A 26,423-nucleotide genomic window follows, 5' to 3' on the forward strand; every position below is an offset into this window, starting at 1 on the left:
CGGTAGGCCCCGGTCGTGTTGTGTATGTTCGGTCCGGTGGGGCAGTTCGACACGGGTGCTATCTTCGAGTCTATCGACTCGTTCGTGCGCGCGCACCCCGAAATCGCGGCGGCGCTCGTCGTCGCGCTCGGTGCCCTCTCGCTCGTCGTCTACGCCGCGATTCGCTTCAAGCGGCCGATGGGCACGCGCTTCGCCGAGGCGCTGGAGGACGTCGACGAGGTCGCCGTCCTCATGCACCCGAACCCGGACCCCGACGCCATGGCCGCGGCGATCGGCGTGGCCTGTCTCGCAGAACAGGTCGGTACCACACCGACCATCCAGTTCGCCGGCCAGATTCGACATCAGGAAAATCGCGCGTTTCGCACCGTTCTCGACCTCGACTTAGACCCTATCGACCACGTGAGCGACCTCGCCGCCGAGGCGGTCGTCCTCGTCGACCACAACGCGCCTCGCGGCTTCGCGGGGGCAGAGGGCGTTCTCCCCTACGCCGTCGTCGACCACCACCCCGGCGACGGGACCGGCGAGGTGTTCACCGACGTGCGCACCGACTACGGCGCGTGTTCGAGCATCATCGCCGAGTACTTCCGCGACGTGGGCGCGAAGCCCGTCCCGCCGGACATGCACGCCAGCGAGGTGAACGCCTCGTACACCGTCCCCTCGCAGGTCGCGACGGGCCTCGTCTACGGGATTCTCACGGACACCAAACACCTCACGGCGGGCTGTTCGGCGGCCGACTTCGACGCCGCCGGCTTCCTCTTTCCCGGCGTCAACGAGGACCACCTCGACCGCATCGCCAATCCCGAGGTCTCCCGCGAGGTGCTGGAGGCGAAGGCGCGGGCCATCGCCGGCCGCGACGTGCGCGGTCCCTTCGCGGTCGCCGACATCGGCACCATCTCGAACGTCGACGCCATCCCGCAGGCGGCCGACGAACTCATCCAACTCGAGGGCGTCACCGCGGCGGTCGTCTGCGGCGAGCGCGAGAGCAACGTCTACCTCTCGGGTCGCTCCCGCGACGACCGGGTTCACATGGGTCGGACGCTGGAGGCCGCCCTCGACCACTACCGCGGGGCGAGCGCCGGCGGCCACGCCCGGATGGGCGGCGGCCAGATAATCCGCCCCGACGCCGTCACCGACGGCGGCAACGGCGAGTCCATCGCCCGCGACGAACTCATCGAACACGTGTTCGAGGCGCTGTCGGGCGATATCTGACTCGCAGGCGGCCGCCTCCGAACCCGGACCGGTGGCCCTTAACCGTCGGCAGCCGTAGTCCCGCCCATGGCTACAGGACGGGCGACGTGGGCCTACCGCGACCGGTTCGGTGACAGTTTCGGCCGCACCTTCTACCGCCGGTTCGGCCCCGGCGTCGTCTCCAGTATCGGCATCGGAACCTACCTCGGCGAGCCGACCGACGCGGTCGACGACCGCTACCGCGAGTCGCTCGTCTCCGCGCTCGAACACGGCGTCAACCTCGTCGACACGGCGTCGAACTACCGTCACGGCCGCGCCGAGCGGGTCGTCGGCGACGCGGTCCGCGGGGCCGACGTCGACCGCGACGCCGTCGTCGTCGCCTCGAAGGCCGGGTTCGTCCCCTTCGACCGCGAGCGCCCCGACGACCCCGGCGCGTACGTCCGCGAGACGGTCCTCGACGCGGGCCTCGCCGACCCGGACGAACTCGCCCACGGCAGCCACACCATCGCACCCGCCTTCGTCGACGAGATGGTCGACCGGTCGCTCGACCTGACCGGACTGGACCACGTCGACTGCTACTACCTGCACAACCCCGAGACGCAACTGGCCGTCGCCGACCGCGAGACGGTGTACGACCGAATCGAAGCCGCCTTCGAGGTCCTCGAACGCCGGGTCGCCGCCGACGACATCGGTCGCTACGGCGTCGCCACGTGGGAGGCGCTCCGGGTCGCGCCCGACCACGACGCGTACCTGTCGCTCCCCGAACTCGTCCGTCGGGCCGAGCGCGCGGCCGACACCGTCGGCAACGACGAGCACTCGCTCGAAGCGATTCAGCTCCCGTTCAACGTCGTGATGGCCGACGCGTTCACCGTCGAGGCCCACGACACCGACGCGGGCGAGGCGATGAGCGCGCTCTGGTACGCCCACGAGCACGGCCTGCACGCCTTCACGAGCGCCAGCCTCGCGCAGGGCGACCTCGCGACGGAGATTCCGGCGTCGGTGAACTCGGTGCTCGCCGGTGACACGGCGGCACAGCGGGCGCTCAACTTCTCGCGGAGCGCGCCCGGCGTGACCGCGGCGCTCGTCGGCGCGTCGTCGGTAGCACACGTCGCGGAGAACATCGCGGCCGGCACGTTCGACCCCCTCGGGGCGCGGACGTTCGATTCGGTGTTCGAGTGAGCGGCCGCCGGTTCCCGTCGGGCGTCCGCTGTCAGTCGGTTCGTCTTATCTGAGTTCTTTCCACTCCCGCCCGCAGTCGGCGCAGATGCGGAGGGAAAACACCTCGTCCGGGTCGTTTTTCTTCTTCAGCGACTCGCCGCACTCGGAACAGGTCAGTCGTCCGTAGGTATCCTTCTCCAACTCCCCGTCTCGAAGCCCCTTCCGCGTTGTCTTCATAGGTGTCCGTTTGTGCAACGAACATAAAAACCCGACGACGAACCCCCGTTTTCGCCCGCACGACGCGCCGACGACCCCGCTCAGTCGAAAGTGTTGTGACCCCGCGGCGCGCGGTTCCGTCCGTGTCACGTGGCCGCCTCTTCGGAACGCTCTGCGGGATGGTGCTGCTCGTCAACCTCGCGCGGGTCGTCTTCGCACCCCTTCTCGGGGAGTTCATCACGTTCTTCGCGGTCGACCGGGCCACCGTCGGCATCGTCGCCACCCTCGTCTGGCTCGGGAGCGCCGTCCTCCGCGTGCCCACCGGCTGGCTGCTCACCCGCGTTCCGAGACACCGCGTGGTGCTCGGGACCGGCGTCGTCCTCGTCGTCGCCTCGGGCGTGACCGCCAGCGCGACCACCGTCGAGACGCTGATGGTCGGCGCGGTCTCGATGGGGCTCGCCTCGGGGGCGTACTTCGTCGCCGCCAACCCGCTCGTGAGCGAGCTGTTCCCCGACCGCGTCGGCCGCGCGATGGGCATCCACGGCACCGCCAGCCAGCTCGCGGCCGTCGGCGTCGCCCCCTTCGTCACGCTCGTCCTCGCGGTCGGTCCCGACCTCGTCCCCCGGCTCCCGTTCGTCTCCGCGGCGTGGCAACTCGTCTTCGTCTGCGTCGGCCTCGCGGCCGCCGTCGTGACCCTCGCGCTCTTTTTCACGGCCCGCTCGACCGACCTCCCCGACGCGGGCGCGGCCGACCGCGACCTCCTCGGCGCGGCCCGGAGCGAGTGGCGCGTCATCCTCACCGGCATCGTCATCCTCGGCTTCACCGGCTTCGTCTGGCAGGGCCTGTTCAACTTCTACGAGCTGTACATGGTGTCGAAGGGACTGCCGGCGACGACGGCGCGCAACATGCTGACGGTCATCTTCGGCGCGGGCGTGCCGGCGTTCTTCCTCTCGGGGCGGCTCGCCGACAAGCTGCCGCGCATCCCGTACATCCTCGGCGTGCTCGTCTCCTTCGTCGTCTCGGTGTTCGTCCTGACCGTGACGACGAGCCTCGTCGGCCTCCTCGTCGTCACCGCGGTCGTCGGCTACGTCATCCACAGCCTCTTTCCGGCGCTCGACGCCTACCTGCTCGACACGCTGCCCGACGAGAGCCGCGGGAGCGCCTACTCGGTGTACTCGTTCGGCATGATGATATTCCAGGCCAGCGGGTCGGGCGTGGTCGGCACCCTGACCGACTTCGGCTACGCGTTCGACGAGGTGTTCTTCTGGTTCTCGGTCGGGCTGGCGGTCGTCGTCACGGGCCTCATCGCCTTCCAGCGCGCCGGGCGCATCCCGAACTGACTCCCCGGACCGCCCGGCCGTTCCCGGAGCGAAGCCGGCAGCCGGCTCGGCTCTCGCCGCACTTTTGCTCGCCCGGTCCCTCGACCGACACGATGGAGTACGTACAAGAGCGGGTCACGACGCTCCACGACCTCTCCGGTTCGGTCCCCGACGCCCCGACCGACCGCGCCGCCGTGGTCGTGCCGATGACGGAGCGCGAGTACGCCGGCCTCGCCGCCGAGCGGGTGCTCTCGACGCTGGAGTCGCTCTCGCCGGCGCGGGTTGTCGTCCCCCTCCGCGCGCCCGCCGACCGGGTGGCCCCGTTCGCCGACTGGCTCGACGAGTACGACCTGCCGCTCGACGTGCTGTGGTGCGACGGCCCCCGGGTCGCCGACCTCCTCGACTCCCACGGCCTCGACGGCGAGCGGGGCAAGGGCCGCGACGTGTGGCTCGCGCTCGGCTGCGCCGCCCGCGAGGAGTACGTCGTCGTCCACGACGCGGACACGAAGACCTACGACGAGCGCTACGTCCCGCGGCTCCTGTTTCCGCTCGCGCACGGCCACGACTTCTCGAAGGGCTACTACGCCCGCGTCGAGGAGGGGCGGCTCTACGGCCGGCTGTTCAGGCTGTTTTACGCCCCGCTCGTCCGGGCGCTCGAGGACGAGACTGACGCGCCCATCGTCCGGTATCTCGACTCGTTCCGGTACGCCCTCGCGGGGGAGTTCGCTGCCACCTCGGACCTCGCGTTGCGGATGCGGTCGCCGCGGAAGTGGGGCCTCGAAGTCGGCACCCTCGGCGACGCCTTCGCCCACGCCGGCTTCGACCGGAGCGCGCAGGTCGACCTCGGCGAGTACGAACACGACCACCGCTCCGTGAGCGGGCCGACCGGCCTCTCGGACATGAGCGAGTCGGTCGGGCGGACGCTCCTCCGGGCCGTCGTGGAACACGGTGGGAGCGTCGAGTTCGACACGCTCGCGGAGCGCTACCGCGAGGCCGGGAACAGACTGGTCGAGCAGTACGCGGCCGACGCCGCGTTCAACGGGTTCGACTACGACCGGGCGGACGAGCGCGAGCAGGTCGCCACCTACGCCGGGGCCATCTCGAAGCCCGGCGAGGACACGCGGCTCCCGGCGTGGCGGGACACGTCGCTGTCGCCCGACGCGGTGCTCGCGGCCGCGAGCGACGACCTCGACGACGTGCGGGAGGCTGCGGGCCGATGAGCGAGGCGACCTACGACGACCTCGCTGGCGTCGTCGACCTCTTCGGGGCGCTCACCCGCGAGGAACTGGAGACCGCGCTGGACGAACTCGCGTTCAAACAGGGCCGCGAGACCGACGGCGACGCCCTCTCGGACGCGATTTCCGACGCGGTCGACGCCTACTACCTCGTCCCCTACGAGGACGACGAGACGGACGCGGAACTCCTGACGGTCGGGCCGATGGCGTTTCCGACGCTCCCCGACCGGGCGGAGGACCTGCCGCACATCCTCGATTACCCCACTCGCGAGGTGCCGCGGGACGAACTGGCGACGCAGGTCGAAAGCCGTCTCCGGGCGGCGGCCGCGAGCGCGGTGCAGACGGGAGACGACGACGAAATCGCTCGCCTGCTGGACGTGACGTACGACCTCGAAGCGTGGGCCGACACCGACGTCGGGTCGATTCGCGAGCGCCTCGACGCCGCGCTGGACGCGGAGGGGCAGGCCTAAGTCTCGGCATCTCTTTACGAATCGTGACGATGGACCTCGCGGGCGTCACCCGACACGAACCGGTGACCGTCGACGCGGGCCGGCGGGCGGCCGTCATCGCTCCCGTCGTGTTCCGCGACGAGCGGCCGCACATCCTGTTTACCAAGCGCGCCGACCACCTCGGCGAGCATCCGGGCCAGATGAGTTTCCCCGGCGGCGGGCGCGAGCCGAGCGACGCCGACCTGCGGGCGACCGCGCTCCGCGAGTCCAACGAGGAAATCGGGCTCCGGCCCGAGGAGGCGGCCTTTCACGGCCGACTCGACGACATCCTCACCGTGACCGACTACGCCGTCTCCCCGTTCGTCGCCACGGTACCCGACCGCGAGTACGAACCCGACCAGCGCGAGGTGGCCGAAATCGCGGTGCTCGCGGTCGGCGACCTGACCGACCGCGCGAACTACGAGTCGGAGCGCCGCGACCACCCGCAGTACGGCGAGATTCGACTCCACTTCTTCCACGTCGACGGCTACACCGTCTGGGGCGCGACCGGGCGGATGCTCGTGCAACTGCTCGAACTCACGACCGACTGGCGCGCCCCCGAGGAGGTCGACCGCGTGGTCGACCCCGACGCCGACTACCCGGTGTAGCGTCCCCGCTCGGCGTCTCGTTCTCCTCGGCGCACTGCCCCCGGCGCGCCCGCTCGCGGTGCCTGAGTCAGTTCCGAAAAACAGCGTCAGCGTGTCGTCGCCCCCGCGACAACTCCCTTTCCGCCCCCCGAGCCCCCCGAGTACCTCCTCAGCCGAGGAGGTACTTGAGCGCGGGGCGCTGGCGGACGAACTCCATCTTCTCGATGATGGCGTCGAGGCCGAGGATACGGCCCGCCGCGAGGGTGCCGACGATGGCGAACATCATCAGCCCGAACAGGTCGCTGTTGACGAGACCGTGGCCCCAGTCGGCGTTCCCGAGGTAGAAGAACACCATCAGGACGCCGCCGAAGAAGGCGGCGAGCCGGACGAGTGCCCCCACGATGAGCCCGAGACCGATGAGGAACTCGCCCCACGGAACCATGATGTTCGTGAGGTCGAGGAGCCACGGAGTCGCGGCGGCCCACGCGAAGAAGCCCTGCAGCGGCGAGGCGGCGGGGGCGTTCGCGAGGTAGCCGCCGGCGTTGAACGCTTCACCGGTTATCTTCCCCCAGCCCGCGTGGAGGAACCAGTAACCGGTGATGAGGCGGGTCAACACGAGCACGTAGCCCGTGACGCCCCGCGAGTAGTCGAAGTCCATCCTGTTCCCCAGCATCTCGATTTGTGCGTTAGCGGCCATCTCGGTTCACCTTACATCTGAATCGTCGGCCGCGAACCCCATATAACGGCGACGCGATTTCCGAATCTATAGAACTGGGAATCACCGAAAACGGGCGTCTGAGACTGTCACGATTCATTTTCGACTACTACTTCGAGTTTAGAATTGCGTCCTGAATACAATCGTGGCAGTACGACGGACGAATCATCGGTATTCCGCCGTGAGACGAGTCGTCACGCGATTCGACGCCGCTCGCCGCCGCTTCGAAACGGGGTATATAAACGTCGTCGGGAGAGCTATCATCGCCGTCACCGACAGGGTTTTGCCCTCCTCCGCGCTATCCGTTCTCACATGGTCGCACAGACGATGGATCGCGTTCCGCGACGGTACTGAAAGTTCTGTGGTGATAGTATGTTGACCGCCGAGCGTGCGGTCTCGAAAGCCGGTCTGGACGCTGTCGCACTCAAGCCCGCCGAGTGCGACGTGCGCGAGGCGCTGTCGGTCCCGCTCGACATCGTGGCTATCGACTACGAGGGCCGCGAGCGACTCCCCGACGAGGACGTGCTTCGCGAACTCGCGGCCGAAAAAGAGATTCGACTGACCACGCCGGTCCGCGCCGACGGCTTCGACCCGCTCGGCGACGACTCGCTGTACGAGTGGCTCCCCGACGGGATTCGGCAGGTGCTCGTGGCCGGCCACGGCGCGTATCTGACCGACGACGAGGCGCGCCGCGCGGTCGCGCCCCGTCTCCGCGCCGCGAGAGAGCGCGCGCCCGACGCGTGGGTCGGCACCGAGGGCATCGAACGAATCGCCCTCGCCGCCGGCGGCACCCAGTACGAACTCCTCTCGCGGTCGACCCGCAGGGACGTTCGGGCGCTCCGGGCCGCCGGCTTCGACGGCGAAATCGCGGTCTACGCCCCGACCGCCCTCACCGACGACGACGACGAGATTCTCGACGCCGTCGGCGCGTACGTCTCTCGCCGTCGCCCCGTCGCTCGCGCGCTCCCCGACGACGCCGCGACCGACGCCTCGGCCGAGGGCCGCGCCCGCGAGGTGCTCCTGAAGGCCTCGCGCGACTACGCGCTCATCGGCTCCGTGGCCGACGTGCGCCGGCGAATCGACGACCTCCGCGACGCCGGCATCGACCTCGTGGTCGGCTACCCGGCCCGCGGCGTCGACGAGTTCGCCGAGTAGTCCGGCGCGCCGCCAGCCGGTCGCCCGCGCTCGTCCCGTCCCTGCACCGAGCACCGGAGGCCTTTTACGCGGTCGCCGGAGAGGACAGGTGACGGCACGGTCGGGTGGCTCCTTTCGGACCCACGTGGTTTCCACGCGGGCCACGGCCGGCCGACCTACCCCGTCTCTCTACACATCCTGAGCGACCGCGCCGCGCGGGTCTCGACCGACGTTACGACCGCGAGCGGCGGCCATTCAAGTCGCTCGCCGACGCAGACGGGGTATGAACGAATCGGCGCGCGTCGCCGTCGTCGGCGCGGGCGCGGTCGGCCTGACGACCGCCTTCGACCTCGCCGAGCGCGGCGCGCGAGTCACGCTGTTCGAACGCGACGCGCCCGGCGGCGGGTCGACGGGCCGCGCCGCCGGCATCTGCTACGACGCCTACGCGGAGGACATCGACGTGGCCGTCGCCGACCGCGCGATGGCCCGGTTTCGGAACCTCTCGGGCGAGGGCGGGTTCACCTTCCACGAGACGCCCTACGTCTTTCTCGCGCGCGAGGGCGACGACGCGGCGGCCGCGGCCCTCGAAGAGTCGGTCGAGCGAATGCGGGTCCACGACCGCGCGGTGTCGCTCGTCGGAGCCGACGAACTGGCCGACCGGTTCCCGATTCGGACCGACGACGTGCTCCTCGCGGGCGTCGCCGAGAACGCCGGCTGGGCCGACCCGGCGGCCTACACGGACCTGTTCGTCGAGAAGTGCGAGTCCGCGGGCGTCGAGTTCCGCGTCGGCGACGCGGTGTCGCTCCGAACCGACCCGCCGGGCGTCGCCGTCGACGACGTGGTGACCGCCCGCTTCGACGCCGTCGTCGTCGCGGCCGGCGTCCACTCGCGCCGCCTGCTGGCCGACGCCGGCCACCCCATCGCGCTCAAGCCGTACCGGGCGCAGGCGCTCGTCGCCGACTGCGACTACCGCGGACCGACCGTCTACGACGCGACCGACGAGTCGTACCTTCGGCCGCACCCCGGCGGCGTCCTCGCCGGCGACGGCGTCGAACCGGTCGAACCCGACCCCGACGACTGGGACCCGACCGCGGACGACTGGTTCGTCGCCGACGCGCTCGACGCGGTTCGGCACCGGGCGACGGTCGGCGACGCGGGCGGGTCAGAGCTCGAACTCGACCGCGCGTGGGCCGGCCTCTGCGGGGCGACCCCCGACCGGAACCCGCTCGTCGGCGCGGTCGCCGACGGCGTCTACGTCGCCGCCGGCTGGCACGGCCACGGCTTCATGTGGTCGCCGGCAATCGGTGAGCGACTCGCCGAGGCGGTGCTCGGCGACGGTCGGGCGTCGATACCGGACGCGTTCGACCCTCGGCGCTTCGACGGCGACGAGGAGTTCGCGGTGGTCGAAGGGATGACGCTCGACGGGGAATGAACGAACGGGAAAAGAGGGCGGTCGCCGCGTCGCGCCCGAAACGACGCTTCAGGCGTCTTGGTCGTCCACGTCGCCGAAGTCGACTTCGTCGTCGGCCTCGGACTCGGTGTCGGTGTCGGCCTCGCCTTCGTCTTCCTCCTCGGTCACGGCGATGTCGCTCGCGCGCTCGTCCTTGGGAATCCGAATCTGGAGCGTGCCGTTCTTGCCGACCGTGGCGGTCCCCTCGGCGGCTTCGACCGACGCGTCGGAGGGGATGGTCGCCTTCCCCGAGAGCGTGAGGCCGCGGCCGGGGAAGCGCATCTCGTAGCCCTCGTGGAAGTCGCGGAAGCGGTCGATGCGAATCTCGACCTCGCCGTCGAGGAAGCGGACCTGCACGTCCTCGGCGCGGGCACCGGGCGCGTCGAAGACGACGAGGTAGGCGTCCTCGGATTCGAGCAGGTCGTGGGCGAGGGGCTTGCGCTCTTGCATCTGGCTGACGCCGCGGCCGACCCGTTCGAGGACGGCGTTCGCCGCCGACTCGCCGAACTTCCGCAGGTCGCTCATAGCTGAATCTCCTCCAGGAAGCGGGACTCGCCGCAGTACGGACAGGAGAAGTCCGCCACCGTCACGTCGTCGGGCATGTCGTAGGTGTAGTGCAGCTCGAACATGTCGAGTTCGCAGTCCTCGTTGGCGCACTTGACTTCGAGGGTCGCGGGCATGGCCGTCAGTTACGCTCCCACGCTCATAAACGCGCGGGAGGCGGAAGCGACTCACGGACCGCGCCATCGTCGACGCCTGCGGTCGCCCTCCCACGACTGCCCTCGTCTGCGACCGTCGACCGGTTGCGTTTTCCGCGTCGAACCCGAACCGCGAGCGATGACCGACCCCGCCGACCTCACCGTGACTATCGTCGACGGATACGTCGACGAGCCGGCGCACTTCGGCGTGCCGCCGTACATCTCGACGTATCCCAGGTTCACCGCGGGTGCGGTGGTCGACGCGGGCGTCCCCGAGTCCAACGTCGTCTACCACACCATCGACGAACTCCGCGAGGACAGACAGAAGTGGCGCGACGTGGCCGACGCCGACCTCATGATTTACATCGGCGGCATGACCGTCCCCGGCAAGTACGTCGGTGGGACGCCCGCCGAACCCGACGAGGTCCGCGAACTCGCGTGGGTCGCCGAGGGCACCGCGCTCATGGGCGGGCCGATTCGATTCGGCGTCGGCGACGAGAACGCCGGCGGCCAGGACATGGAGCGCAAGAACCTCGACTACGACTTCGTCGCCAAGGGCGACATCGAGGCGGCCGCCTACGACCTCGTCGACTCCGGCCTCGAAGGCTTCGGCAACCGCATGCGCGACAACGAGGAACTCGACCGCTGGGCCGCCACGGGCGCGTTCGTGGTCGAACAGCACCCCAACCACCCCGACCACCTCATCTGCGAGATGGAGACCTCGCGTGGCTGCGCCTACCGCTGTTCGTTCTGCACCGAACCGCTGTACGGCAACCCCGCGTTCCGAACCGCCGATTCCGTCGTCAAGGAGGTCGAGAACCTCTACAACCGCGGCGCGCGGCACTTCCGGCTCGGCCGACAGGCCGACATCCTCGCGTTCGGCGGCGACGGCGAGGCCCCGAACCCCGACGCGCTCCGCCGGCTCTACGGCGGCATCCGTGAGGTCGCCCCCGACCTCGGCACGCTCCACCTCGACAACGTCAACCCCATCACCATCGTCGGCTGGCCCGAGAAGTCCCGCGAGGCGCTCCGCATCATCGCCGAGCACAACACGGCCGGCGACACCGCGGCGTTCGGCCTCGAATCCGCCGACCCCGTGGTCCAAGAGGAGAACAACCTCAACGTCTCCGCCGACGAGTGCTTCGAGGCGGTCAAAATCGTCAACGAGGTCGCCGGCTGGCGGCCCGGCGACGACCCGGCGGACGCGCCGACCCACGGCCCGGACGCCGCGAACCGACTGCCGAAGCTCCTCCCCGGAATCAACCTCCTCCACGGTCTGAAAGGCGAGCGCGAGGAGACGTTCGAGCACAACAAGCGATTCCTCCAGCGCGTCTACGACGAGGGGCTGATGGTCCGCCGCATCAACATCCGGCAGGTGATGGCGTTCGACGGCACCGACATGTCCGACACGGGTGCCGACATCGCCCGCGACCACAAACAGCTGTTCAAGACGTACAAAAAGGAGGTCCGCGAGGAAATCGACCGCCCGATGCTCCGCCGGGTCGCCCCCGCGGGCACGGTCCTCCCGAACGTCCACCTCGAATACCACCAGGACGGCCGGACGTTCGGCCGCCAGCTCGGGACCTACCCGCTTTTGGTCGGGATTCCGGGCGAGCGCGAGCTCGGGAAGACCATCGACGTGGCCGTCGTCGACCACGGCTACCGCTCCGTCACCGGCGTTCCCTACCCGCTTGACTTCAACGAGGCGTCGATGGACGAACTCACCGCCATCCCCGGCATCGGTCGCTCGACCGCCGGCGACATCGTGGTGAACCGACCCTACGCCGACGCGGCCGACGTGGGTGTCGACGCCGACGTGACGAAGTACGTTCAGTAGCCGACTCAGTTCCCAGAACCAGATTCTTCACGTGCAACCGCGCTCTCTCTGCGCGCCGACAACGGCCGTGCGTTCACTCGCAAGCGTGGTGCGTGATTCACTTGCAGACGTGGTCTGTCGGCGGCGGGAGAAACGTCCCGTCGAGACGAACGGCGTCGAACCGCGAAAAGAGCGCCGTCAGAAGTCGTCTTCGACGACTTCGCCGACGGCGAAGTTAGACTTGACTTCGGTGATTTCGACCTTCACGCGCTCGCCGACTTCGGTGCCGGGGACGATGATGACGTAGCCGCGTTCGACGCGGGCGATGCCGTCGCCCTGCTTGCCGATGTCCTCGATTTCGACGTAGCGGAGTTCACCGGCTTCGACGGGCGGTTGCGGTTCGGCCGAGGGCGTCGGTCCGGCGTTCGATTCGGACTCGGCGGGCTCGTTCGACTCGCGGGAGATGAGCGCGACGCGGTAGGTCTCGCCGGGTTCGACGGTTCCGGTCTCGACTTCGCGGCGCGGAATTTCGACGACGTATCGGTCGTCCTCGGTGCGAACGTCAGCATTGAACAGACACAGGAGTTTATCTGAGATTTCCACCGTAAGACCTCCAATATGTGGTCAGGCCGGAGTGTTAAAGATGTACCGCAGTCATCGGGATTCGACTACTGAACCCGCGTCCCGTCGGGCCGTTTCGCGCCCTCCGAGTCGTGGACGACCACCTCGCCCGGCCCGGTCTCGACCGGCTCGTAGGCCTCGGTGACTCCCCGCGCCTCGCGTAGCTCTCGGACCGCCCGCTCTTTCAGCGCCCGCGCCAGTTCCTCTGCGTCCTCCCGAGAGATGTCTCGTCCGAGCCCCTCGCACTCGTGGGCGCGGACGACGCCCTCCTCGTCGACGGCCTCGCCCATCGGCTGGCTCGTCCCGCCGAGGGCGACGCTGAACGGGTAGGTCTCGCAGATGAGGGGGCGGTCCTCGTGGACCTGACAGGCCCCCTGCCCCTCGTCGTCTTCCTCGTAGAACCGGCAGTCGCCGCAGGCGCTCGTCTGGAGCGCCCACTCGAACGTCTCGCCCTCGGGGCCGTCGTCGCCCTCGACGAGGCCGTAGGGCATCGGGCGAGCAACGTCCCGCCACTCCATCGGGGTTCCCGACTCGTCGTTCGAGTCGTCTCCGCCGGTCCCATCGCCGTCGGGGTCGGTGGCTCCGCCGGCCTCCTGCAGGGCGCGCACCTCGTCGGGAAAGACGGTCGCGGTGTGCGGTTCGGGGCCGTCGTCGCCCTCGTAGCCCTTGCAGCAGGCCCCGCAGCGCGTGCACTCGAAGCCGATGGACTCGATGGCGTCGGCGAGTTCCGACACGTCGAGGTCGCGGGCGCGGTCCAGTTCGGCGTCGAGGTCCATACCCGCGATGCGGGCGCGAGCCCAAAGAGGGGCGCGGTTTTTCGCGGGAGCGCGAGCCTCGGCCACCCGCGGACCCGGACGCCGACGACGCGCGACCTACCGCGGTTCGACTCGCTTCGCCTCCGGGTCCCACCGGACCCGACGCTCGGCGGCGAGTTTCTCGATGTGCGCGACGACCGTCGCGCGGGCGAGGTCGCGCACGGCGGACACGTCCTTCTCGTAGGCGGCGTCGGTCACGGCGTCCGGCGTCGCGTTCCCGGCCAGCACCGCGTCGAGGACGGCCCGTTCGCGGTCGTTTCGGTGCGCGACGAGCCGTGCCAGCGTCGCCCGCGGGTCCGTGATCTCGGGGCCGTGACCCGGAAGCAGCCGCTCGGGACCGCGCGCGTGGTGTCGCCTGAGCGCGACGAGGTAGGCGCGCACGTCTCCCTCGGGCGCGCCCACGACGACGCTCCCCTCGGCCACCGCGAGGTCGCCGCAGAGCACGCCGTCGCCGGCGACGAAGCTCACGTGGTCGCGGGCGTGCCCCGGCGTGTCGAGCACTTCGACGCCCGCGCCGACGGGGAGAACCGACCCCTCTGCGAACGTTCGGTCCGGTTCGACGCCGGTCGCGTCCGAGAAGGCGCGCTCGCGGCCGCGACGACACCAGACCGTCGCGCCCGTCTCGCGGGCGTAGGCGGCGACCGCGCCGACGTGGTCCGCGTGGGTGTGGGTGACCGCGATGTGGTCGACGCCCTCGCGCGCGACGAGGGAGTCCAGTTCGTCGGTGCGGGCCGCGGGGTCGACGAGCAGCGTGTCGCCGCCGTCGGCGACGAGGTAGGCGTTCGTCGCGCCGGTCGGCGCGCGGGTGGCGACGGGGACGGAGACGCGCGTGACGTGCATACCGGCGGCTACGCTCGCCGACGGGTTATAGTAGCGTTTGCAAGTCAATGTACACTCAATCGTACGCTGTCGTGCGATTGGATGTGTAACCAGTGCAAACGCTACTATAGATGGTTCGAGAGAAGTGGTGGCTTGGTCTGCGGGAGTGCGCCCCCGCGGGCGTGTTCTGTCGCGCTATCGGTGGACCGCGTGCTTACGTGTTGAGGAAGTAGACCTGCTTTCGCGCGTCCTTGAAGGAGTAACGCGAGCCGACGAGGTCAGACTCTTCGAGACGGTTGAGCGCGTAGCGGACGGTGCGGTCCGGCAGCAGCGACTCCTCCGCGAGCTGGCCCTGCGAGAGGGGCGCGTCGCTTTCGAGGACTTTTGCGACGAGCTTCGCGCTCGGGGGAAGCTCGCGGAGGCGCTCTCGGAACTCGGATTCCGAGAGCAGGTCTTCAGTATCTGGCTCTGCAGTGGTGGTGCTCATACCCGACACAGTCGGTTGCTCCGTGTTAAGGGTTAGCTACAAGTGTGTGAAAAGAATCCAGACACATAATACACATATTAATATCGTGCGTTTGTTGGAAAATCGCCCGCGAGTAGGCGTCTCACTCCGCGTTTCGCATTCTATCGACCGAAGGAGTGCCGAGTCGATAGCTCCCGAGCGGCGCGTGACACGCCGGGCAGTGGACGACGAGCCACCCCTCGCTGACGTGGCGCGTCAGTTCAGCCGCATCACAGGTCTCACCGCAGTTTCTGCATGTTGGCATATGGCACGATACGCGCTCAGCGGGGGAAAACCTCTCTGTCGTCGCTCGCCGAACCCCGCTTCCGCACCGCGTATCCAGTACCGTTTTAGGCTCCCCCCCGCGAGTATGCGTAGCGTGAAAGGAAAGGAGTGGTACCAGGCCGACGAGGTCGCCCAGGAGTACGACTCGAAGCGGTTCTCCAAGGGCGGTCGCCTCATCGACCGGCGAGAGAAGGAGGCGGTCCTCGCGGCGCTCGGCCCCGTCGAGGACAAGAACGTCCTCGAAATCGCCTGCGGGACCGGCCGGTTCACCGTGATGCTCGCCCAGGAGGGGGCGAACGTCGTCGGACTGGACATCTCGCGGGCGATGATGGTACAGGGGCGGGAGAAGGCCCGCAGAGCGGGCGTCGCCGACCGCATCGAGTTCCTCCGCGGCGACGCCGCGCGGCTGCCCTTCCCGGACGACCACTTCGACGCGGTGTTCGCGATGCGGTTTTTCCACCTCGCGGACACCCCGGCGAAGTTCTTAGCCGAAATGGCTCGCGTCTCGAAACAGCAGGTGTTCTTCGACACGTTCAACGACGGGAGCCTCCGGGTGGCCTACAACTGGCTGCTCCCGATGGGGTCGCGGCTCTACTCGGAAGGCGACGTGCGGCGGCTGCTCGGCGACGCCGGGCTCGACCTCGCCGACGCGAAACACGACTTCGTCATCCCGTTCGGCTTCTACCGGAAGGTCCCCAACGGCATCGCACAGCCGTTCCGTTCGCTGGACCTCGCCGTCGGCGACTCGCCGGTCGGCGACGACCTCGCGTCCGTGTCGTACTGGAACGCGCGGGTCGAGTCGGCCGACGAGCAGTCCCGCGCGGCGACCCGGGCGAGCGACGCCGAGTGAGGCGTTCTCACGGCAGAATTTAACACGATTCTCGATTCACATTTAAGTACGTCCACCGCAACTGTCGGGTATGGATCTCTCGGTTGTGCTCCCGACGCTCAACGGTCGGGACCGGCTCGCCACCAGCCTCGACGCGCTGGCCGAGCACGCCCCCGACGCGGAAGTCGTCGTCGTCAACGGCCCCTCCGCCGACGGCACGACCGGGATGGTGAGAGAGCGCGACGACGTGGACGTGCTGGTCGAAATCTCCGACCGCAACCTCAACGTCGCCCGCAACGCCGGCCTCGAAGTCGCCGGCGGCGACGTGGTCGCGCTCCTCCGATACGACCTCTCCGTGGAGTCGTCGTGGCTGTCGGCGCTCGAAGACGGCATCGCCGACGCCGACGTGGTCACCGGGCCGATGCACCAGACGCTCCGCAACGGCATGACGACGGAATCCCTCGAACGGAACGCCATCGGCGGCCGCACGGTGACGTACTTCAACGGCGGCAACGTCGCGTTCCGCCGCGAGATCATCGACGCCCTCGACGGCTTCGACGAGTACCTCCAGACGGGCGGCGCGCGCGACGCGGCGCACCGACTCGCCGGCTTCGACCGCTCGGTCGCGTGGGCGCCCGAGATGTGCGTCCGCCGCGAGTTCGAGGCCGACGGCGGCATCTCCGAACGCGACTGGGGCTGGAAGTACCGCTCTCTGACCTATCGGCTCGTGAAGAACTACGGCGTCAGGCCGGGGACGGTCAAGCGGACGACGAAACACGCGATTTCGGACGGCGTCGACGCCGCGCTCGGCGTCGTGAAAGGCGACGTGACTCCCTCCGGGTGGGTCGGGACCGGCCGCGACGTGGTCGGCGGCATCGCCACGGGCGTCTCGGACGGGTTGGTCGCCCGCGCCCGCGACCGAACCCGCGCCCGAAACCCCCACGGCCGGTCGAAGCGCGCCGACCGCGCCGTCGCCCGGTACGACTGGCGCTGACTCGTTTTACCGCTCTCCGGGGCCGAGCGCCTCGATGACCCGCGCCGCGTTCTTCGAGAACGCCTTCGCCAGCGCGTCCTCCGACACGTCGAGCGTCAGAATCTCCATGACGCCCACGTTCGGGTGGGTCTCGGGCGCGCCGCTGCCGAACAGCACGCGGTCCGGGTGTTCGAGGAGCGCGCGTTCGAGGACGCTCCGGTAGCGGACGAAACTCGTGTCGAGGTAGAGGTCGTCGTGGTCGTCGAGGAGGTCGATGGCCTCGTCCATCAGTCCGCGGTCGAGCGGGAAGCCGCCGAAACTCGACAGGATGACGGGGAACCGACCGAGCAGCGACTCGGCGACGGCGCTCGGCTCGAACGCCTGTCCGCCCTCGACGAAGACGGGAAGCCCCACGTCCTCCAGCATCGCGAGCGTCTCGTCGTCGGGGAGCCCGTCGACCGCCGGCGCGAGCGAGAACCCGTGGAAACGGTCGTCGTAGGCGTACTGCTCGATGTCGCCGGGGTCGGCGTGGTGGTCCGCCCGCGACGACGTGAGGTTTCGGAGCCGCGCCGAGGCACGACCGCTCGGGTCGCGCGGCCCGTTGATGCGGGCGAACGCCAGAAACGGCCGGTCGACGCTCATCCGCGCGACCGCGTTGTTCGGACGGAGGTAGCTCTCCTCGACCCGCTGTGCGCCCGGCGAGACGACGGCGCGGACGACGCCCGCCTGATGCAGTTCGCGCTCCAGCCGCTCGGGGCTTATCTCCCGCCCGCGCGCCGCAATCGACTGCTCGTCGGGGTCGAGGCGGGCGTTCACGTCCACGACCCTGAACCCGTGTTCCAACTCCAGCATTGTCGAGTCACTCATCGGTGTCCGCCAAATAGGTTGCAGAATCCGCCGTAGTCGTTTCATCGAGTACACAGTACCGACGCGTTCGTTCAGCGTCGCGTGACGTTCATTCCTTCACGACGGTAGGGAGAGACGCTGAAACGCAGTTTTTTGGCCTACTCCACCTATCGTCCACGCGTGTGCCTCATCGTCGAGGTCGTCGCCCCGCTGTCCGCGCTCCCGTTCGGTCCCGCGGCCGAGGAACACGACGTCGAACTGGAGCTGGAACGGTCCGTCCCGACCGCCTCGCAGGCGGCGTCGTTCGTCTGGGTCCGCGGTCCCGACGCGGGGGCGTTCGGAGAGTCGGCGCGGTCGCTTCCGAGCGTCGACGACCTCACGCTCGTCGAATCCGTCTCGGACCGGGCGCTCTACGGCGTCTCGTGGGACGTCTCCCAGGCTCCGATTTTCGACGCGTTAGTGTCCAGAGACGCGGTTCTCTTAGAATGTCTCTCGACCGATGACTCGTGGTGGCTCAAGCTCCGCGTCTCCTCGCACCGCGTGCTGACCGACCTCAGACGCGAGTGGGCGGCCCACGGCATCGACGCCGAGTTCGACCGCATCACGTCCGTCGCGGCCGAGGAAGCGCCGGCGAGCGAGGGACTGACCGACACGCAAGTCGAAGCCCTGCTCCTCGCGCTCGACCGCGGCTACTTCGACGAGCGACGGGACACGTCGCTCGACAAGCTCGGTACGGAGCTCGGAATCTCGCGGCAGGCGGTCGCGGCCCGCCTCAAACGCGCCTATCGAACGCTCGCAGAGCGAATTCGCGACGAGCGACCCCCATAATAACGGGTTACATAATCAACGCACACCAATAGGTACCCGACTACCCATTCGGACTGTATGGACGACCCGCTCGAAGATGGAGCTGGGTCCGTGGTAACCACCTCCGTCGACCGCTACGACGAGGTGGCGGTCGCCATCGCTTCGGCGGTCGCGACTGCCACGGAACTCAGCCCACTCGAACTCCCGCCGCTCTCGGACATCGGTGTCGACCCCGAAGCGCTCGACGTTCTCTTTCGCCTCTCTCACGACCCGTCTCGAAGGTTCTCGTTTCAGTACGCGGGCTATCTCGTCTCGCTGTTCGGCGACGGAACGCTCACCGTCGACACGCTCGACGAGTAGCGAGGCGCGACCGGCCGCCGACCGCGACACGAACCCCATGGCGGCTCCCCGAACCCTGCGACGCCCGCCCCGCGCTCGAATTCGAAAACCGTCGCCCTGTCGTGCGATTTCGTAGCTCGGCCTCGCCGAAACGTATTTATAGAACTGCAATCGTTGATAGCGGTTGAGGTTTCAACATGGCTTCACGAATGCAGCAACCGTTATACATTCTCGCAGAGGGGACGAACCGAACGCACGGCCGCTCCGCGCAGGACTCCAACATCCGCGCCGGAAAGGCGGTCGCCGAAGCCGTACGGACCACACTCGGCCCGCGCGGCATGGACAAGATGCTCGTCGACTCCTCGGGCGAGGTCGTCATCACGAACGACGGCGCGACCATCCTCGAGAAGATGGACATCGAGCACCCCGCCGCGCAGATGATCGTCGAAGTCTCCCAGACCCAAGAGGAGGAAGTCGGCGACGGCACGACCACCGCGGCCGTCCTCACCGGCGAACTCCTCGCGCACGCCGAGGACCTCCTCGACGACGACCTCCACCCGACGGTCATCGTCGAGGGCTACACCGAGGCCGCCCGCATCGCCCAAGAGGCCATCGACGACATGGTCCTCGACGTGACGCTCGACGACGACCTGCTCCGCAAGGTCGCCGAGTCTTCCATGACCGGTAAGGGCACCGGCGACGTGACCGCCGACGTGCTCGCCAAACACGTCGTCAAGGCGGTCCAGATGGTCCACGGCGACGCCGACGGGGCCTTCCACCGCGACGACGTTCGCGTGCTCACCCGCACGGGCGCGTCCTCCTCGGCGACCGAACTCGTCGAGGGCGTCGTCCTCGACAAGGAACCCGTCAACGAGAACATGCCCCGCGCCGTCTCCGACGCGACCGTCGCGGTCCTCGACATGAAACTCGACGTGCGCAAGGGCGAGGTCGACACCGAGTACAACATCACCTCCGTCGAACAACTCACCGCCGCCATCGACGCCGAGGACAGCGAACTCCGCGGCTACGCGAAGGCCCTCAAGGACGCCGGCGTCGACGTGGTGTTCTGCACCAAGTCCATCGACGACCGCGTCGCGGGCTACCTCGCCGACGCGGGCATCCTCGCGTTCAAGAGCGTGAAGAAGTCCGACGCTCGCGCCCTCGCCCGCGCGACCGGCGCGAAGCGCCTCGGTTCGCTGTCCGACCTCGACGAGTCCGACCTCGGTCACGTCGACTCCGTGAGCATCCGCACCTTCGGCGACGACGACCTCGCGTTCGTCGAGGGCGGTTCGGCGGCGAAGGCCGTCACGCTGTTCCTCCGCGGCGGCACCGAACACGTCGTCGACGAACTCGAACGCGCCATTCAAGACGCGGTCGACGTGGTCGTCGCCGCCATCGACAAGGGCGGCGTCGTCCCCGGCGCGGGCGCGACCGAAATCGCCATCGCCGACCGCATCCGCTCGGAGGCCGCCGGCATCGAGGGTCGCAAGCAACTGGCCGTCGAGGCCTACGCCGACGCCATCGAGGCGCTCCCGCGCACCCTCGCCGAGAACACCGGCATGGACCCCATCGACGCGCTCGTCGACCTCCGCTCCCGATACGAAAACGAGGGTATCGCCGGCATCATCTCCACCGGTCGCTCCGGCGAAATCGGTGACCCCGTCGAACAGGGCGTCATCGACCCCGCCGCGGTCAAGCGCGAAGCCATCGAGTCCGCGACCGAGGCCGCGACGATGATCGTCCGCATCGACGACGTCATCGCGGCCAAGTAACCGAACCGCCCGCAGAACACACTCCCCCATCCAACCCATCCTCCGGCGGCGCGCTCCGCCGCCGGGCCACTTCGTGTCGCTTTTTCCGTCTGTCCGCTCTCACACGGCCGCTCCAGAGCCGTGCCGCGGCGCGAGCACATATCAACTGGCCGCTACGTTCTTCAGTCGCGAGCGTCGAACTGCACTCCATGTCCGACGAAGTCGGGCTTCCGGAAGCCGTGTCGATGGCGATCGGTGGAATGGTCGGCGGGGGTATCTTCGCCGTGCTCGGCGTCGTCGCCGGCGCGGCCGGGACCCTCGCGTGGGCGGCGTTCGTCGTCGCCGGCGTGCTCGCGGTCTGTGCCGGTTACTCGCTCCTCCGACTGAACGGCCTGTGCGAGTCGCCGCGGTCGCCCGTCGGCTACGTCGAGCGGTTCACCGACAGCACCACGCTCTCGGGCGTCGTGGGTTGGACCTTCGTCTTCGGCTACGTCGGGACGATGGCGATGTACGCCTACGCCTTCGGCGGCTATTTCGTCGAACTCACCGGCGTCTCGTCGGTCGCGTCGGTCTCGATACAGCCGTTCGTCTCCGCGCTCACCGTCGCCGCGTTCGTGGGCCTCAACGTCTTCGGCGCGCACGCCTCCGGGCGGGCCGAAGACCTCCTCGTCGGACTCAAGGTCGCCATCCTGCTCCTGTTCGGTCTCGGCGGCGTCGCCTACGGCGCGACCCACGGCGGCCTCGGGTTCGGCCTGTCGAACGTCGGTATCGGCCCGCTCGTCGCGGCCGCCGTCTCCTTCGTCGCCTTCGAGGGGTGGGAGCTCCTGCTGTTCGACCAGGAGAACATCGCCGACCCCCGGGAGACGGTCAGAAAGGCGGTTTACATCTCCATCGCGGGCGCGACCGCTCTGTACGTCCTCGTCGCGCTCGTCACGACCAATCTCGCCGGAATCGACGCCATCCAGCGGCACGCCGAGACCGCGCTCGCGGTCGCGGCCCAGCCGTTCCTCGGACAGGCCGGGTTCGTCCTCATCTCGGTCGCGGCGCTGTTCTCTACGGGCAGCGCCATCAACGCCACGCTGTTCAGCTCCGCGCGGCTCTCGAAGCGCCTCGTCGCCGACGACCTGCTCCCGAGTCGGCTCCGCGACGACTCCGCCGACGAGCCGATTCGCCCGCTCGTGACGCTCGGGGTGCTCGCCGCCGGGTTCGCCTTCCTCGGAAGTCTGGACGCCATCAGTTCGTTCGCGTCGCTCGCGTTCATCAGCATCTTCGGCGGCCTCTCGCTTCTCGCGTTCCGGGAGCGCGAGAACCTCCGGACGACCGTGATTCCCGCCGTCGGAACCGTCGGCGCGCTCGGCTCCGCGGTCGCGCTCCTGTGGCACCTGTTCGACGCCGAGCGCGGGACGTTCTGGACCGTCCTCGCGCTCGCGGTGGTCGTCGTCGGCGTCGAGGTGCTCTACTTCGAGCGCGAGACCATCGCGGACGAGGTCCAGTCCGCGGAGCGGCGCGTGGAAAACGAACTGTAACGTCCGGCGCGCGGCCTCGGATTCGCCACTCAGACCCGCGGTAACCGCCAGTCGTAGCGGAGCGCGAGCAGCCGAACCGAGAAGACGAGCGCGGCGCACAGCCCCGAGGGGACGCCGGTCGGCGCGCCGGCCGCGCGGGCGGCGAGGAACCCGATGCCCCCGACGACCGCGGGCGTCGCGTAGAAGTCGTCGCGGAGGACGACCGGCACGCGCCCGATGAGAATATCGGCGATTGAGCCGCCGCCGACGGCCGTGATGGTCGCGAGGATGACGACGCCGAACGACGTGACGCCGGCGTCGACGCCGACGAGCGCGCCGGTCGCCGCGAACGCCGACAGCCCGACCGCGTCGGTGGTCAGGAACGCCGGGTGGTCGCGCACGCGGCCCTCTATCGAGTGGATGAGGACGATTGCGAGGCCGACGCCGACGAGCGCGACGCTCATGTCCCACGTCGCCGCGAGCGAGGCCGGCAGCCGGTCGACCAGCACGTCGCGGGTCGTCCCGCCGCCGAGGGCGGTCACGATGCCGAGCACGGAGACGCCGAACACGTCGAGGCCGGCCTCGGCGGCCTTGAGCGCGCCGGCGACCGCGAACGCGAGGAGGCCGACGACGTTCATCACCGCGAAGGGGTCGACCTCGGGGACGACGACGGTGACGGGGACGGCGGCGGAACTGAGTGCGGGGACGGAGGCGAGAGCGCCCATCAGTCGACCCGGAGTTCGACGCGGTCGCCGGGCGCGAGGCCGAACGCCTCGTCGCCGCGGCCGTGGTTCACGTCGCACTCGACGTTGCCGTGGCTGCCGACGGTGAGCAGTCGCTCGCCGCGCGCGACGGCCTCGAAGGTGCGACCGACCGGGACCGACTCGCCGTTTACCGTCGCGCGGTCGCCCGCCGCGTCGCGGACGAACTCGCCCGGGACGTTGGTGATGCAGTTGCCGAAGTCGTCGACGACGAGCACCTCGCCCGTCGCCTCGCGGCCGTCGGCCGAGACGGTCGCCTCGGGGAGGCGGCACTGGGCGAGCGAGTCGACGGGAATCGGTTCGAAGCGGTCGACCGACCCGAGCGCCGACGCGCCCGCGACGTGGGCGTCGGCGGCCGCGGGCGCGAACACGTCCCGCCCGTGGAAGGTCGTCGAGTCGGGGTTCGGAACGTCGATTTCGTAGGCTTCGACCGGTGCGTCGGCGTCGCCGAGGGCGTCGACCACGCGTCTCGCTGGCGGGCGGAGAACGCCGTTGTCGGGGCCGACGAGAACGTGGTCGCCGACGCGGAGGACGACCGCGCGCCGGTCGGTCCCGACGCCGGGGTCGACCACGACGAGGTGGACCGCGGGCGGGAAGTACGGAAGCGTCTCGCGGAGCCAGAAGGCGGCCGCGCGAACGTCCTGCCGCGGGAGGTCGTGGGCCACGTCCACGAGTCGCGCGTCGGTCCGCGAGAGGACGACGCCCTTCATCGCGGCCGGGTACGCCAGCCCGAAGTCGGACGCGAGCGTAATCATCTCAACAGGGGTTCGGGTCGCGGCTCCCGTCGTCGCCGACGCGCTCCGACCCGTCGGTGGCCGTGACGCGCTGGAGGCGCTCGATACCGTCGATTTCGCGGACCACGTCGGCCACCTCGTCGGGGACGAGCGACTCCCAGTCGCGGTCTTCGATCATGCGCTGGCGAACCTCCGTGCCCTCCAGCACCTCGCGGTTGAACATGGGCGACTGGTGGACCTCGACGCCCGCCTCTTTGAACAGTTGGATGACGAGCGGGTTGTTGGAGTACGCCACCTCGAAGGCGGGGGACATCGACTGGACGTGGCTGACCCACACCGAGTTGCGGTCGAGGTCCTCGATGGGGACCGCGTAGGTCGCGATGTCGAAATCCGAGACGGCCTTGTTGACCATCATGATTCGTTCGCCCGCGGTGAACGGGTTCCGCGGCGAGTGCGAGTCGCCCGCGGACCCGATGCCGAGGACGAGCTCGTCGACCTCGGTGGCAATCTCTTCGACCATTCGGTGGTGGCCGTTGTGGTACGGCTGGAACCGGCCGATGTAGAACCCCCGCATGCATCGGGCGTTAGTCCGGATTACTTATAAATACGCCGAGTCACGAGAATTCCGGTATTCTGGTGGTAGGGCCGTCGAAACGCGAGGTTACGGCAAGGTACGCCGGATGCACCCGGGGAGAAAGTATATCAGTCGCAGGGCCTACGTTAGAAGTAGCGACGACAGTTCTATGAGTAACGATACGAACACCGACGACAGCCTCCACGAGCGGGAGGATTCACCCGACGACGCGCCCTCCGAAGAGGGCATCGACGACGGGGGGACGCTCCAGCACGACGAGGCCGAAGAGGTCGACAAGAAGACGATCGACGACCTCGGGAGCGATGTCGAAATCGACGCCGACGTGGCCGAGAACGTGGACGAAGACGACCTCCTCGGTGGTCTCCGGATAGAGACGACCGACGAGATTCCCGTTCCGGACCGCCTCGTCGACCAAGTCATCGGGCAGGAGCACGCCCGCGACGTCATCATGAAGGCGGCCAAGCAGCGCCGCCACGTCATGATGATCGGCTCCCCGGGGACGGGGAAGTCGATGCTCGCCAAGGCGATGTCCGAGCTTCTCCCCCGCGAGGAGCTTCAGGACGTGCTCGTCTACCACAACCCCGACGACGGCAATCGCCCCAAGGTCCGCACGGTCCCCGCGGGCAAGGGTGACCAAATCGTCGAGGCGCACAAAGAGGAAGCACGCAAGCGCAACCAGATGCGCTCGTTCCTCATGTGGATCATCATTGCGGTCGTGCTGGGCTACTCGCTCATCATCGCCCAGCAGGTCCTGCTCGGCATCCTCGCCGCGGGTATCATCTACCTCGCGTTCCGCTACGGCTCGCGCGGTAGCGACGCGATGATTCCGAACCTCATCGTGAACAACGCGGACCAGAAGTCCGCGCCCTTCCAGGACGCGACGGGTGCCCACGCGGGTGCCCTCCTCGGCGACGTCCGCCACGACCCGTTCCAGTCCGGCGGCATGGAGACGCCCAGCCACGACCGCGTCGAACCCGGCGCGATTCACAAGTCGAACAAGGGCGTCCTGTTCGTCGACGAGATAAACACCCTCGACGTGCGCAGCCAGCAGCACCTGATGACGGCCATCCAGGAGGGCGAGTTCTCCATCACGGGCCAGTCCGAGCGCTCCTCGGGCGCGATGGTCCAGACCGAACCCGTCCCGACGGACTTCATCATGATCGCCGCGGGTAACCTCGACGCGATGGAGAACATGCACCCCGCGCTCCGCTCCCGTATCAAGGGGTACGGGTACGAGGTGTACATGGACGACACCATCGAGGACACCCCCGAGATGCGCCGCAAGTACGCGCGCTTCGTGGCCCAGGAGGTCACCAACGACGGCCGGCTCCCGCACTTCACCGAGGAGGCGGTCGAGGAGCTCATCCTCGAAGCCCGCCGCCGCGCCGGCCGCAAGGGCCACCTCACCCTCGAATTCCGTAACCTCGGCGGCCTCGTCCGCGTCGCTGGCGACATCGCCCGCGGCGAGAACGCCGAGCTGACCACCCGCGACCACGTGCTGCAGGCCAAGCGCCGCGCGCGCTCCATCGAGCAGCAGATCGCGGACCAGTACATCGAGCGCCGCAAGGACTACGAGCTCTCGGTCAACGACGGCTTCGTCACCGGCCGCGTCAACGGCCTCGCCGTCATGGGCGAAGACTCCGGCATCATGCTCCCCGTGATGGCCGAAGTCACGCCCTCGCAGGGCCCCGGTCAGGTCATCGCGACCGGCCAGCTCAAGGAGATGGCCGAAGAGTCCGTCCAGAACGTCTCGGCCATCATCAAGAAGTTCTCCAACCAGGACCTCTCGGAGATGGACGTGCACGTGCAGTTCGTCCAGACCGGCCAACAGGGCGTCGACGGCGACTCCGCGTCCATCACGGTCGCGACCGCCGTCATCTCCGCGCTGGAGGACATCCCCATCGACCAGTCTGTCGCCATGACCGGCTCGCTGTCGGTGCGCGGCGACGTCCTCCCGGTCGGCGGCGTCACCCACAAGATCGAAGCCGCCGCGAAGGCCGGCTGTTCGACGGTCATCATCCCCGCCGCCAACGAGCAGGACGTGATGATCGAAGACGAGTACAAGGAGATGGTCGACATCATCCCCGTCTCGCACATCAGCGAGGTCCTCGACGTCGCCCTCGAAGGCGAACCCGAGAAGGACTCGCTCGTGGACCGCCTCAAGAGCATCACCGGCTCCGCCCTCAACAAGGGCAAGGGCGTCAAGGGGCCGTCCAGCCCCAGCCCGCAGTAAC

At 68.8% G+C, this 26,423-nt stretch carries 29 protein-coding genes; 16 read left to right on the forward strand and 13 right to left on the reverse strand.

Features of this window, described 5'->3' with window-relative positions; translation table 11 throughout:
* The first annotated feature begins 24 nt into the window (after positions 1-24).
* Both C5C07_RS04185 and C5C07_RS04190 read left to right on the forward strand, forming a co-directional pair.
* A complete protein-coding gene (locus C5C07_RS04185) occupies positions 25-1,209 on the forward strand; it encodes a bifunctional oligoribonuclease/PAP phosphatase NrnA (protein ID WP_004972741.1) in 1,185 nt (394 codons plus the stop codon).
* A gap of 66 nt (positions 1,210-1,275) precedes the next feature.
* On the forward strand, positions 1,276-2,367 hold the full coding sequence (locus tag C5C07_RS04190) for an aldo/keto reductase (protein ID WP_115804619.1): 1,092 nt from the start codon (positions 1,276-1,278) through the stop codon (positions 2,365-2,367).
* A 45-nt stretch (positions 2,368-2,412) separates the two neighbouring features.
* On the opposite strand, the gene C5C07_RS21590 is transcribed toward C5C07_RS04190, so the two are convergent.
* Positions 2,413-2,583 carry an HVO_0758 family zinc finger protein gene (locus tag C5C07_RS21590; protein WP_004972738.1) on the reverse strand — a complete coding sequence of 57 codons (171 nt, stop codon included), beginning with the start codon at positions 2,581-2,583 and terminating at the stop codon, positions 2,413-2,415.
* A 158-nt stretch (positions 2,584-2,741) separates the two neighbouring features.
* Between C5C07_RS21590 and C5C07_RS04195 the strand changes: the two genes are divergently transcribed.
* The 4 genes from C5C07_RS04195 to C5C07_RS04210 all read left to right on the forward strand — a co-directional run bounded on the left by C5C07_RS04195 (position 2,742) and on the right by C5C07_RS04210 (position 6,212).
* Positions 2,742-3,902 (forward strand): MFS transporter, encoded by a 1,161-nt coding sequence (locus C5C07_RS04195; RefSeq protein ID WP_004972735.1) that lies wholly within the window; start codon positions 2,742-2,744, stop codon positions 3,900-3,902.
* A 92-nt stretch (positions 3,903-3,994) separates the two neighbouring features.
* A complete protein-coding gene (locus tag C5C07_RS04200) occupies positions 3,995-5,101 on the forward strand; it encodes a glycosyl transferase family 2 (protein WP_115804620.1) in 1,107 nt (368 codons plus the stop codon).
* The gene (locus tag C5C07_RS04205; RefSeq protein ID WP_004972728.1) at positions 5,098-5,586 is read left to right on the forward strand and encodes a hypothetical protein; all 489 of its coding nucleotides are present in this window, start codon (positions 5,098-5,100) and stop codon (positions 5,584-5,586) included. The genes C5C07_RS04200 and C5C07_RS04205 overlap by 4 nt, the downstream gene beginning before the upstream one ends.
* Before the next feature lie 29 nt (positions 5,587-5,615).
* On the forward strand, positions 5,616-6,212 hold the full coding sequence (locus C5C07_RS04210; RefSeq protein ID WP_004972726.1) for a CoA pyrophosphatase: 597 nt from the start codon (positions 5,616-5,618) through the stop codon (positions 6,210-6,212).
* Positions 6,213-6,360: 148 nt separating this feature from the next.
* On the opposite strand, the gene C5C07_RS04215 is transcribed toward C5C07_RS04210, so the two are convergent.
* The gene (locus C5C07_RS04215) at positions 6,361-6,849 is read right to left on the reverse strand and encodes a DoxX family protein (protein WP_004972722.1); all 489 of its coding nucleotides are present in this window, start codon (positions 6,847-6,849) and stop codon (positions 6,361-6,363) included.
* A gap of 429 nt (positions 6,850-7,278) precedes the next feature.
* Here C5C07_RS04215 and C5C07_RS04220 point away from each other — a divergent pair, with 429 nt between their 5' ends.
* Both C5C07_RS04220 and C5C07_RS04225 read left to right on the forward strand, forming a co-directional pair.
* Positions 7,279-8,061 (forward strand): hypothetical protein, encoded by a 783-nt coding sequence (locus C5C07_RS04220; protein WP_004972720.1) that lies wholly within the window; start codon positions 7,279-7,281, stop codon positions 8,059-8,061.
* Positions 8,062-8,323: 262 nt separating this feature from the next.
* Positions 8,324-9,472, forward strand: coding sequence for an FAD-binding oxidoreductase (locus C5C07_RS04225; RefSeq protein ID WP_115804621.1), 1,149 nt, complete (start codon positions 8,324-8,326; stop codon positions 9,470-9,472).
* A gap of 48 nt (positions 9,473-9,520) precedes the next feature.
* On the opposite strand, the gene C5C07_RS04230 is transcribed toward C5C07_RS04225, so the two are convergent.
* Positions 9,521-10,015: an Hsp20/alpha crystallin family protein gene (locus C5C07_RS04230; RefSeq protein WP_004972716.1), complete on the reverse strand. Its 495-nt coding sequence runs from the start codon at positions 10,013-10,015 to the stop codon at positions 9,521-9,523.
* Positions 10,012-10,170 carry a hypothetical protein gene (locus tag C5C07_RS21595; RefSeq protein WP_004972714.1) on the reverse strand — a complete coding sequence of 53 codons (159 nt, stop codon included), beginning with the start codon at positions 10,168-10,170 and terminating at the stop codon, positions 10,012-10,014. Before C5C07_RS21595 ends, C5C07_RS04230 begins: the two co-directional genes overlap by 4 nt.
* 157 nt (positions 10,171-10,327) lie before the next feature.
* Here C5C07_RS21595 and C5C07_RS04235 point away from each other — a divergent pair, with 157 nt between their 5' ends.
* Positions 10,328-12,025, forward strand: a complete 1,698-nt coding sequence (locus tag C5C07_RS04235; protein WP_004972713.1) for a radical SAM protein — start codon at positions 10,328-10,330, stop codon at positions 12,023-12,025.
* A 177-nt stretch (positions 12,026-12,202) separates the two neighbouring features.
* Here C5C07_RS04235 and C5C07_RS04240 read toward each other — a convergent pair whose 3' ends face one another.
* The 5 genes from C5C07_RS04240 to C5C07_RS21600 form a co-directional block, all read right to left on the reverse strand.
* Positions 12,203-12,607: a TRAM domain-containing protein gene (locus C5C07_RS04240; RefSeq protein WP_004972711.1), complete on the reverse strand. Its 405-nt coding sequence runs from the start codon at positions 12,605-12,607 to the stop codon at positions 12,203-12,205.
* 65 nt (positions 12,608-12,672) lie between these two features.
* Positions 12,673-13,401, reverse strand: coding sequence for a YkgJ family cysteine cluster protein (locus C5C07_RS04245; protein ID WP_115804622.1), 729 nt, complete (start codon positions 13,399-13,401; stop codon positions 12,673-12,675).
* Between the two features lie 96 nt (positions 13,402-13,497).
* On the reverse strand, positions 13,498-14,280 hold the full coding sequence (locus C5C07_RS04250; protein ID WP_115804623.1) for an MBL fold metallo-hydrolase: 783 nt from the start codon (positions 14,278-14,280) through the stop codon (positions 13,498-13,500).
* Positions 14,281-14,473: 193 nt separating this feature from the next.
* On the reverse strand, positions 14,474-14,746 hold the full coding sequence (locus C5C07_RS04255) for a winged helix-turn-helix domain-containing protein (protein WP_004972706.1): 273 nt from the start codon (positions 14,744-14,746) through the stop codon (positions 14,474-14,476).
* Positions 14,747-14,867: 121 nt separating this feature from the next.
* Positions 14,868-15,029 carry a hypothetical protein gene (locus C5C07_RS21600; protein WP_004972703.1) on the reverse strand — a complete coding sequence of 54 codons (162 nt, stop codon included), beginning with the start codon at positions 15,027-15,029 and terminating at the stop codon, positions 14,868-14,870.
* Positions 15,030-15,143: 114 nt separating this feature from the next.
* Between C5C07_RS21600 and C5C07_RS04260 the strand changes: the two genes are divergently transcribed.
* On the forward strand, positions 15,144-15,899 hold the full coding sequence (locus tag C5C07_RS04260; RefSeq protein WP_004972701.1) for a class I SAM-dependent methyltransferase: 756 nt from the start codon (positions 15,144-15,146) through the stop codon (positions 15,897-15,899).
* A 70-nt stretch (positions 15,900-15,969) separates the two neighbouring features.
* On the forward strand, positions 15,970-16,872 hold the full coding sequence (locus C5C07_RS04265; RefSeq protein WP_004972699.1) for a glycosyltransferase family 2 protein: 903 nt from the start codon (positions 15,970-15,972) through the stop codon (positions 16,870-16,872).
* A gap of 6 nt (positions 16,873-16,878) precedes the next feature.
* On the opposite strand, the gene C5C07_RS04270 is transcribed toward C5C07_RS04265, so the two are convergent.
* Positions 16,879-17,703, reverse strand: coding sequence for an amidohydrolase family protein (locus C5C07_RS04270; RefSeq protein WP_004972697.1), 825 nt, complete (start codon positions 17,701-17,703; stop codon positions 16,879-16,881).
* A gap of 174 nt (positions 17,704-17,877) precedes the next feature.
* On the opposite strand from C5C07_RS04270, the gene C5C07_RS04275 reads away from it, so the two are divergent.
* From C5C07_RS04275 to C5C07_RS04290, 4 genes are all read left to right on the forward strand, one after another.
* On the forward strand, positions 17,878-18,525 hold the full coding sequence (locus C5C07_RS04275; protein WP_115804624.1) for a helix-turn-helix domain-containing protein: 648 nt from the start codon (positions 17,878-17,880) through the stop codon (positions 18,523-18,525).
* A gap of 57 nt (positions 18,526-18,582) precedes the next feature.
* Positions 18,583-18,864, forward strand: coding sequence for a HalOD1 output domain-containing protein (locus C5C07_RS04280; protein ID WP_004972693.1), 282 nt, complete (start codon positions 18,583-18,585; stop codon positions 18,862-18,864).
* A 188-nt stretch (positions 18,865-19,052) separates the two neighbouring features.
* A complete protein-coding gene (gene thsA, locus C5C07_RS04285) occupies positions 19,053-20,615 on the forward strand; it encodes a thermosome subunit alpha (RefSeq protein ID WP_004972691.1) in 1,563 nt (520 codons plus the stop codon).
* Positions 20,616-20,803: 188 nt separating this feature from the next.
* Positions 20,804-22,120, forward strand: a complete 1,317-nt coding sequence (locus C5C07_RS04290) for an APC family permease (RefSeq protein ID WP_115804625.1) — start codon at positions 20,804-20,806, stop codon at positions 22,118-22,120.
* A 29-nt stretch (positions 22,121-22,149) separates the two neighbouring features.
* On the opposite strand, the gene C5C07_RS04295 is transcribed toward C5C07_RS04290, so the two are convergent.
* Genes C5C07_RS04295 through C5C07_RS04305 form a run of 3 tightly spaced genes read right to left on the reverse strand, consistent with a single transcriptional unit; the run spans position 22,150 to position 24,168 of the window.
* Entirely contained in the window at positions 22,150-22,824 is a 675-nt protein-coding gene (locus tag C5C07_RS04295; protein ID WP_004972685.1) for a trimeric intracellular cation channel family protein, read from the reverse strand.
* Positions 22,824-23,615, reverse strand: a complete 792-nt coding sequence (locus C5C07_RS04300; RefSeq protein ID WP_115804626.1) for an S-adenosyl-l-methionine hydroxide adenosyltransferase family protein — start codon at positions 23,613-23,615, stop codon at positions 22,824-22,826. The genes C5C07_RS04295 and C5C07_RS04300 overlap by 1 nt, the downstream gene beginning before the upstream one ends.
* Position 23,616: 1 nt before the next feature.
* Positions 23,617-24,168 (reverse strand): nicotinamide-nucleotide adenylyltransferase, encoded by a 552-nt coding sequence (locus tag C5C07_RS04305; RefSeq protein WP_004972681.1) that lies wholly within the window; start codon positions 24,166-24,168, stop codon positions 23,617-23,619.
* 169 nt (positions 24,169-24,337) lie between these two features.
* On the opposite strand from C5C07_RS04305, the gene lonB reads away from it, so the two are divergent.
* Positions 24,338-26,422: an ATP-dependent protease LonB gene (gene lonB, locus C5C07_RS04310; protein WP_004972677.1), complete on the forward strand. Its 2,085-nt coding sequence runs from the start codon at positions 24,338-24,340 to the stop codon at positions 26,420-26,422.
* Position 26,423 lies beyond the last annotated feature (1 nt).

The organism is Haloferax sp. Atlit-4N (assembly GCF_003383025.1).
Lineage (GTDB): Archaea > Halobacteriota > Halobacteria > Halobacteriales > Haloferacaceae > Haloferax > Haloferax gibbonsii.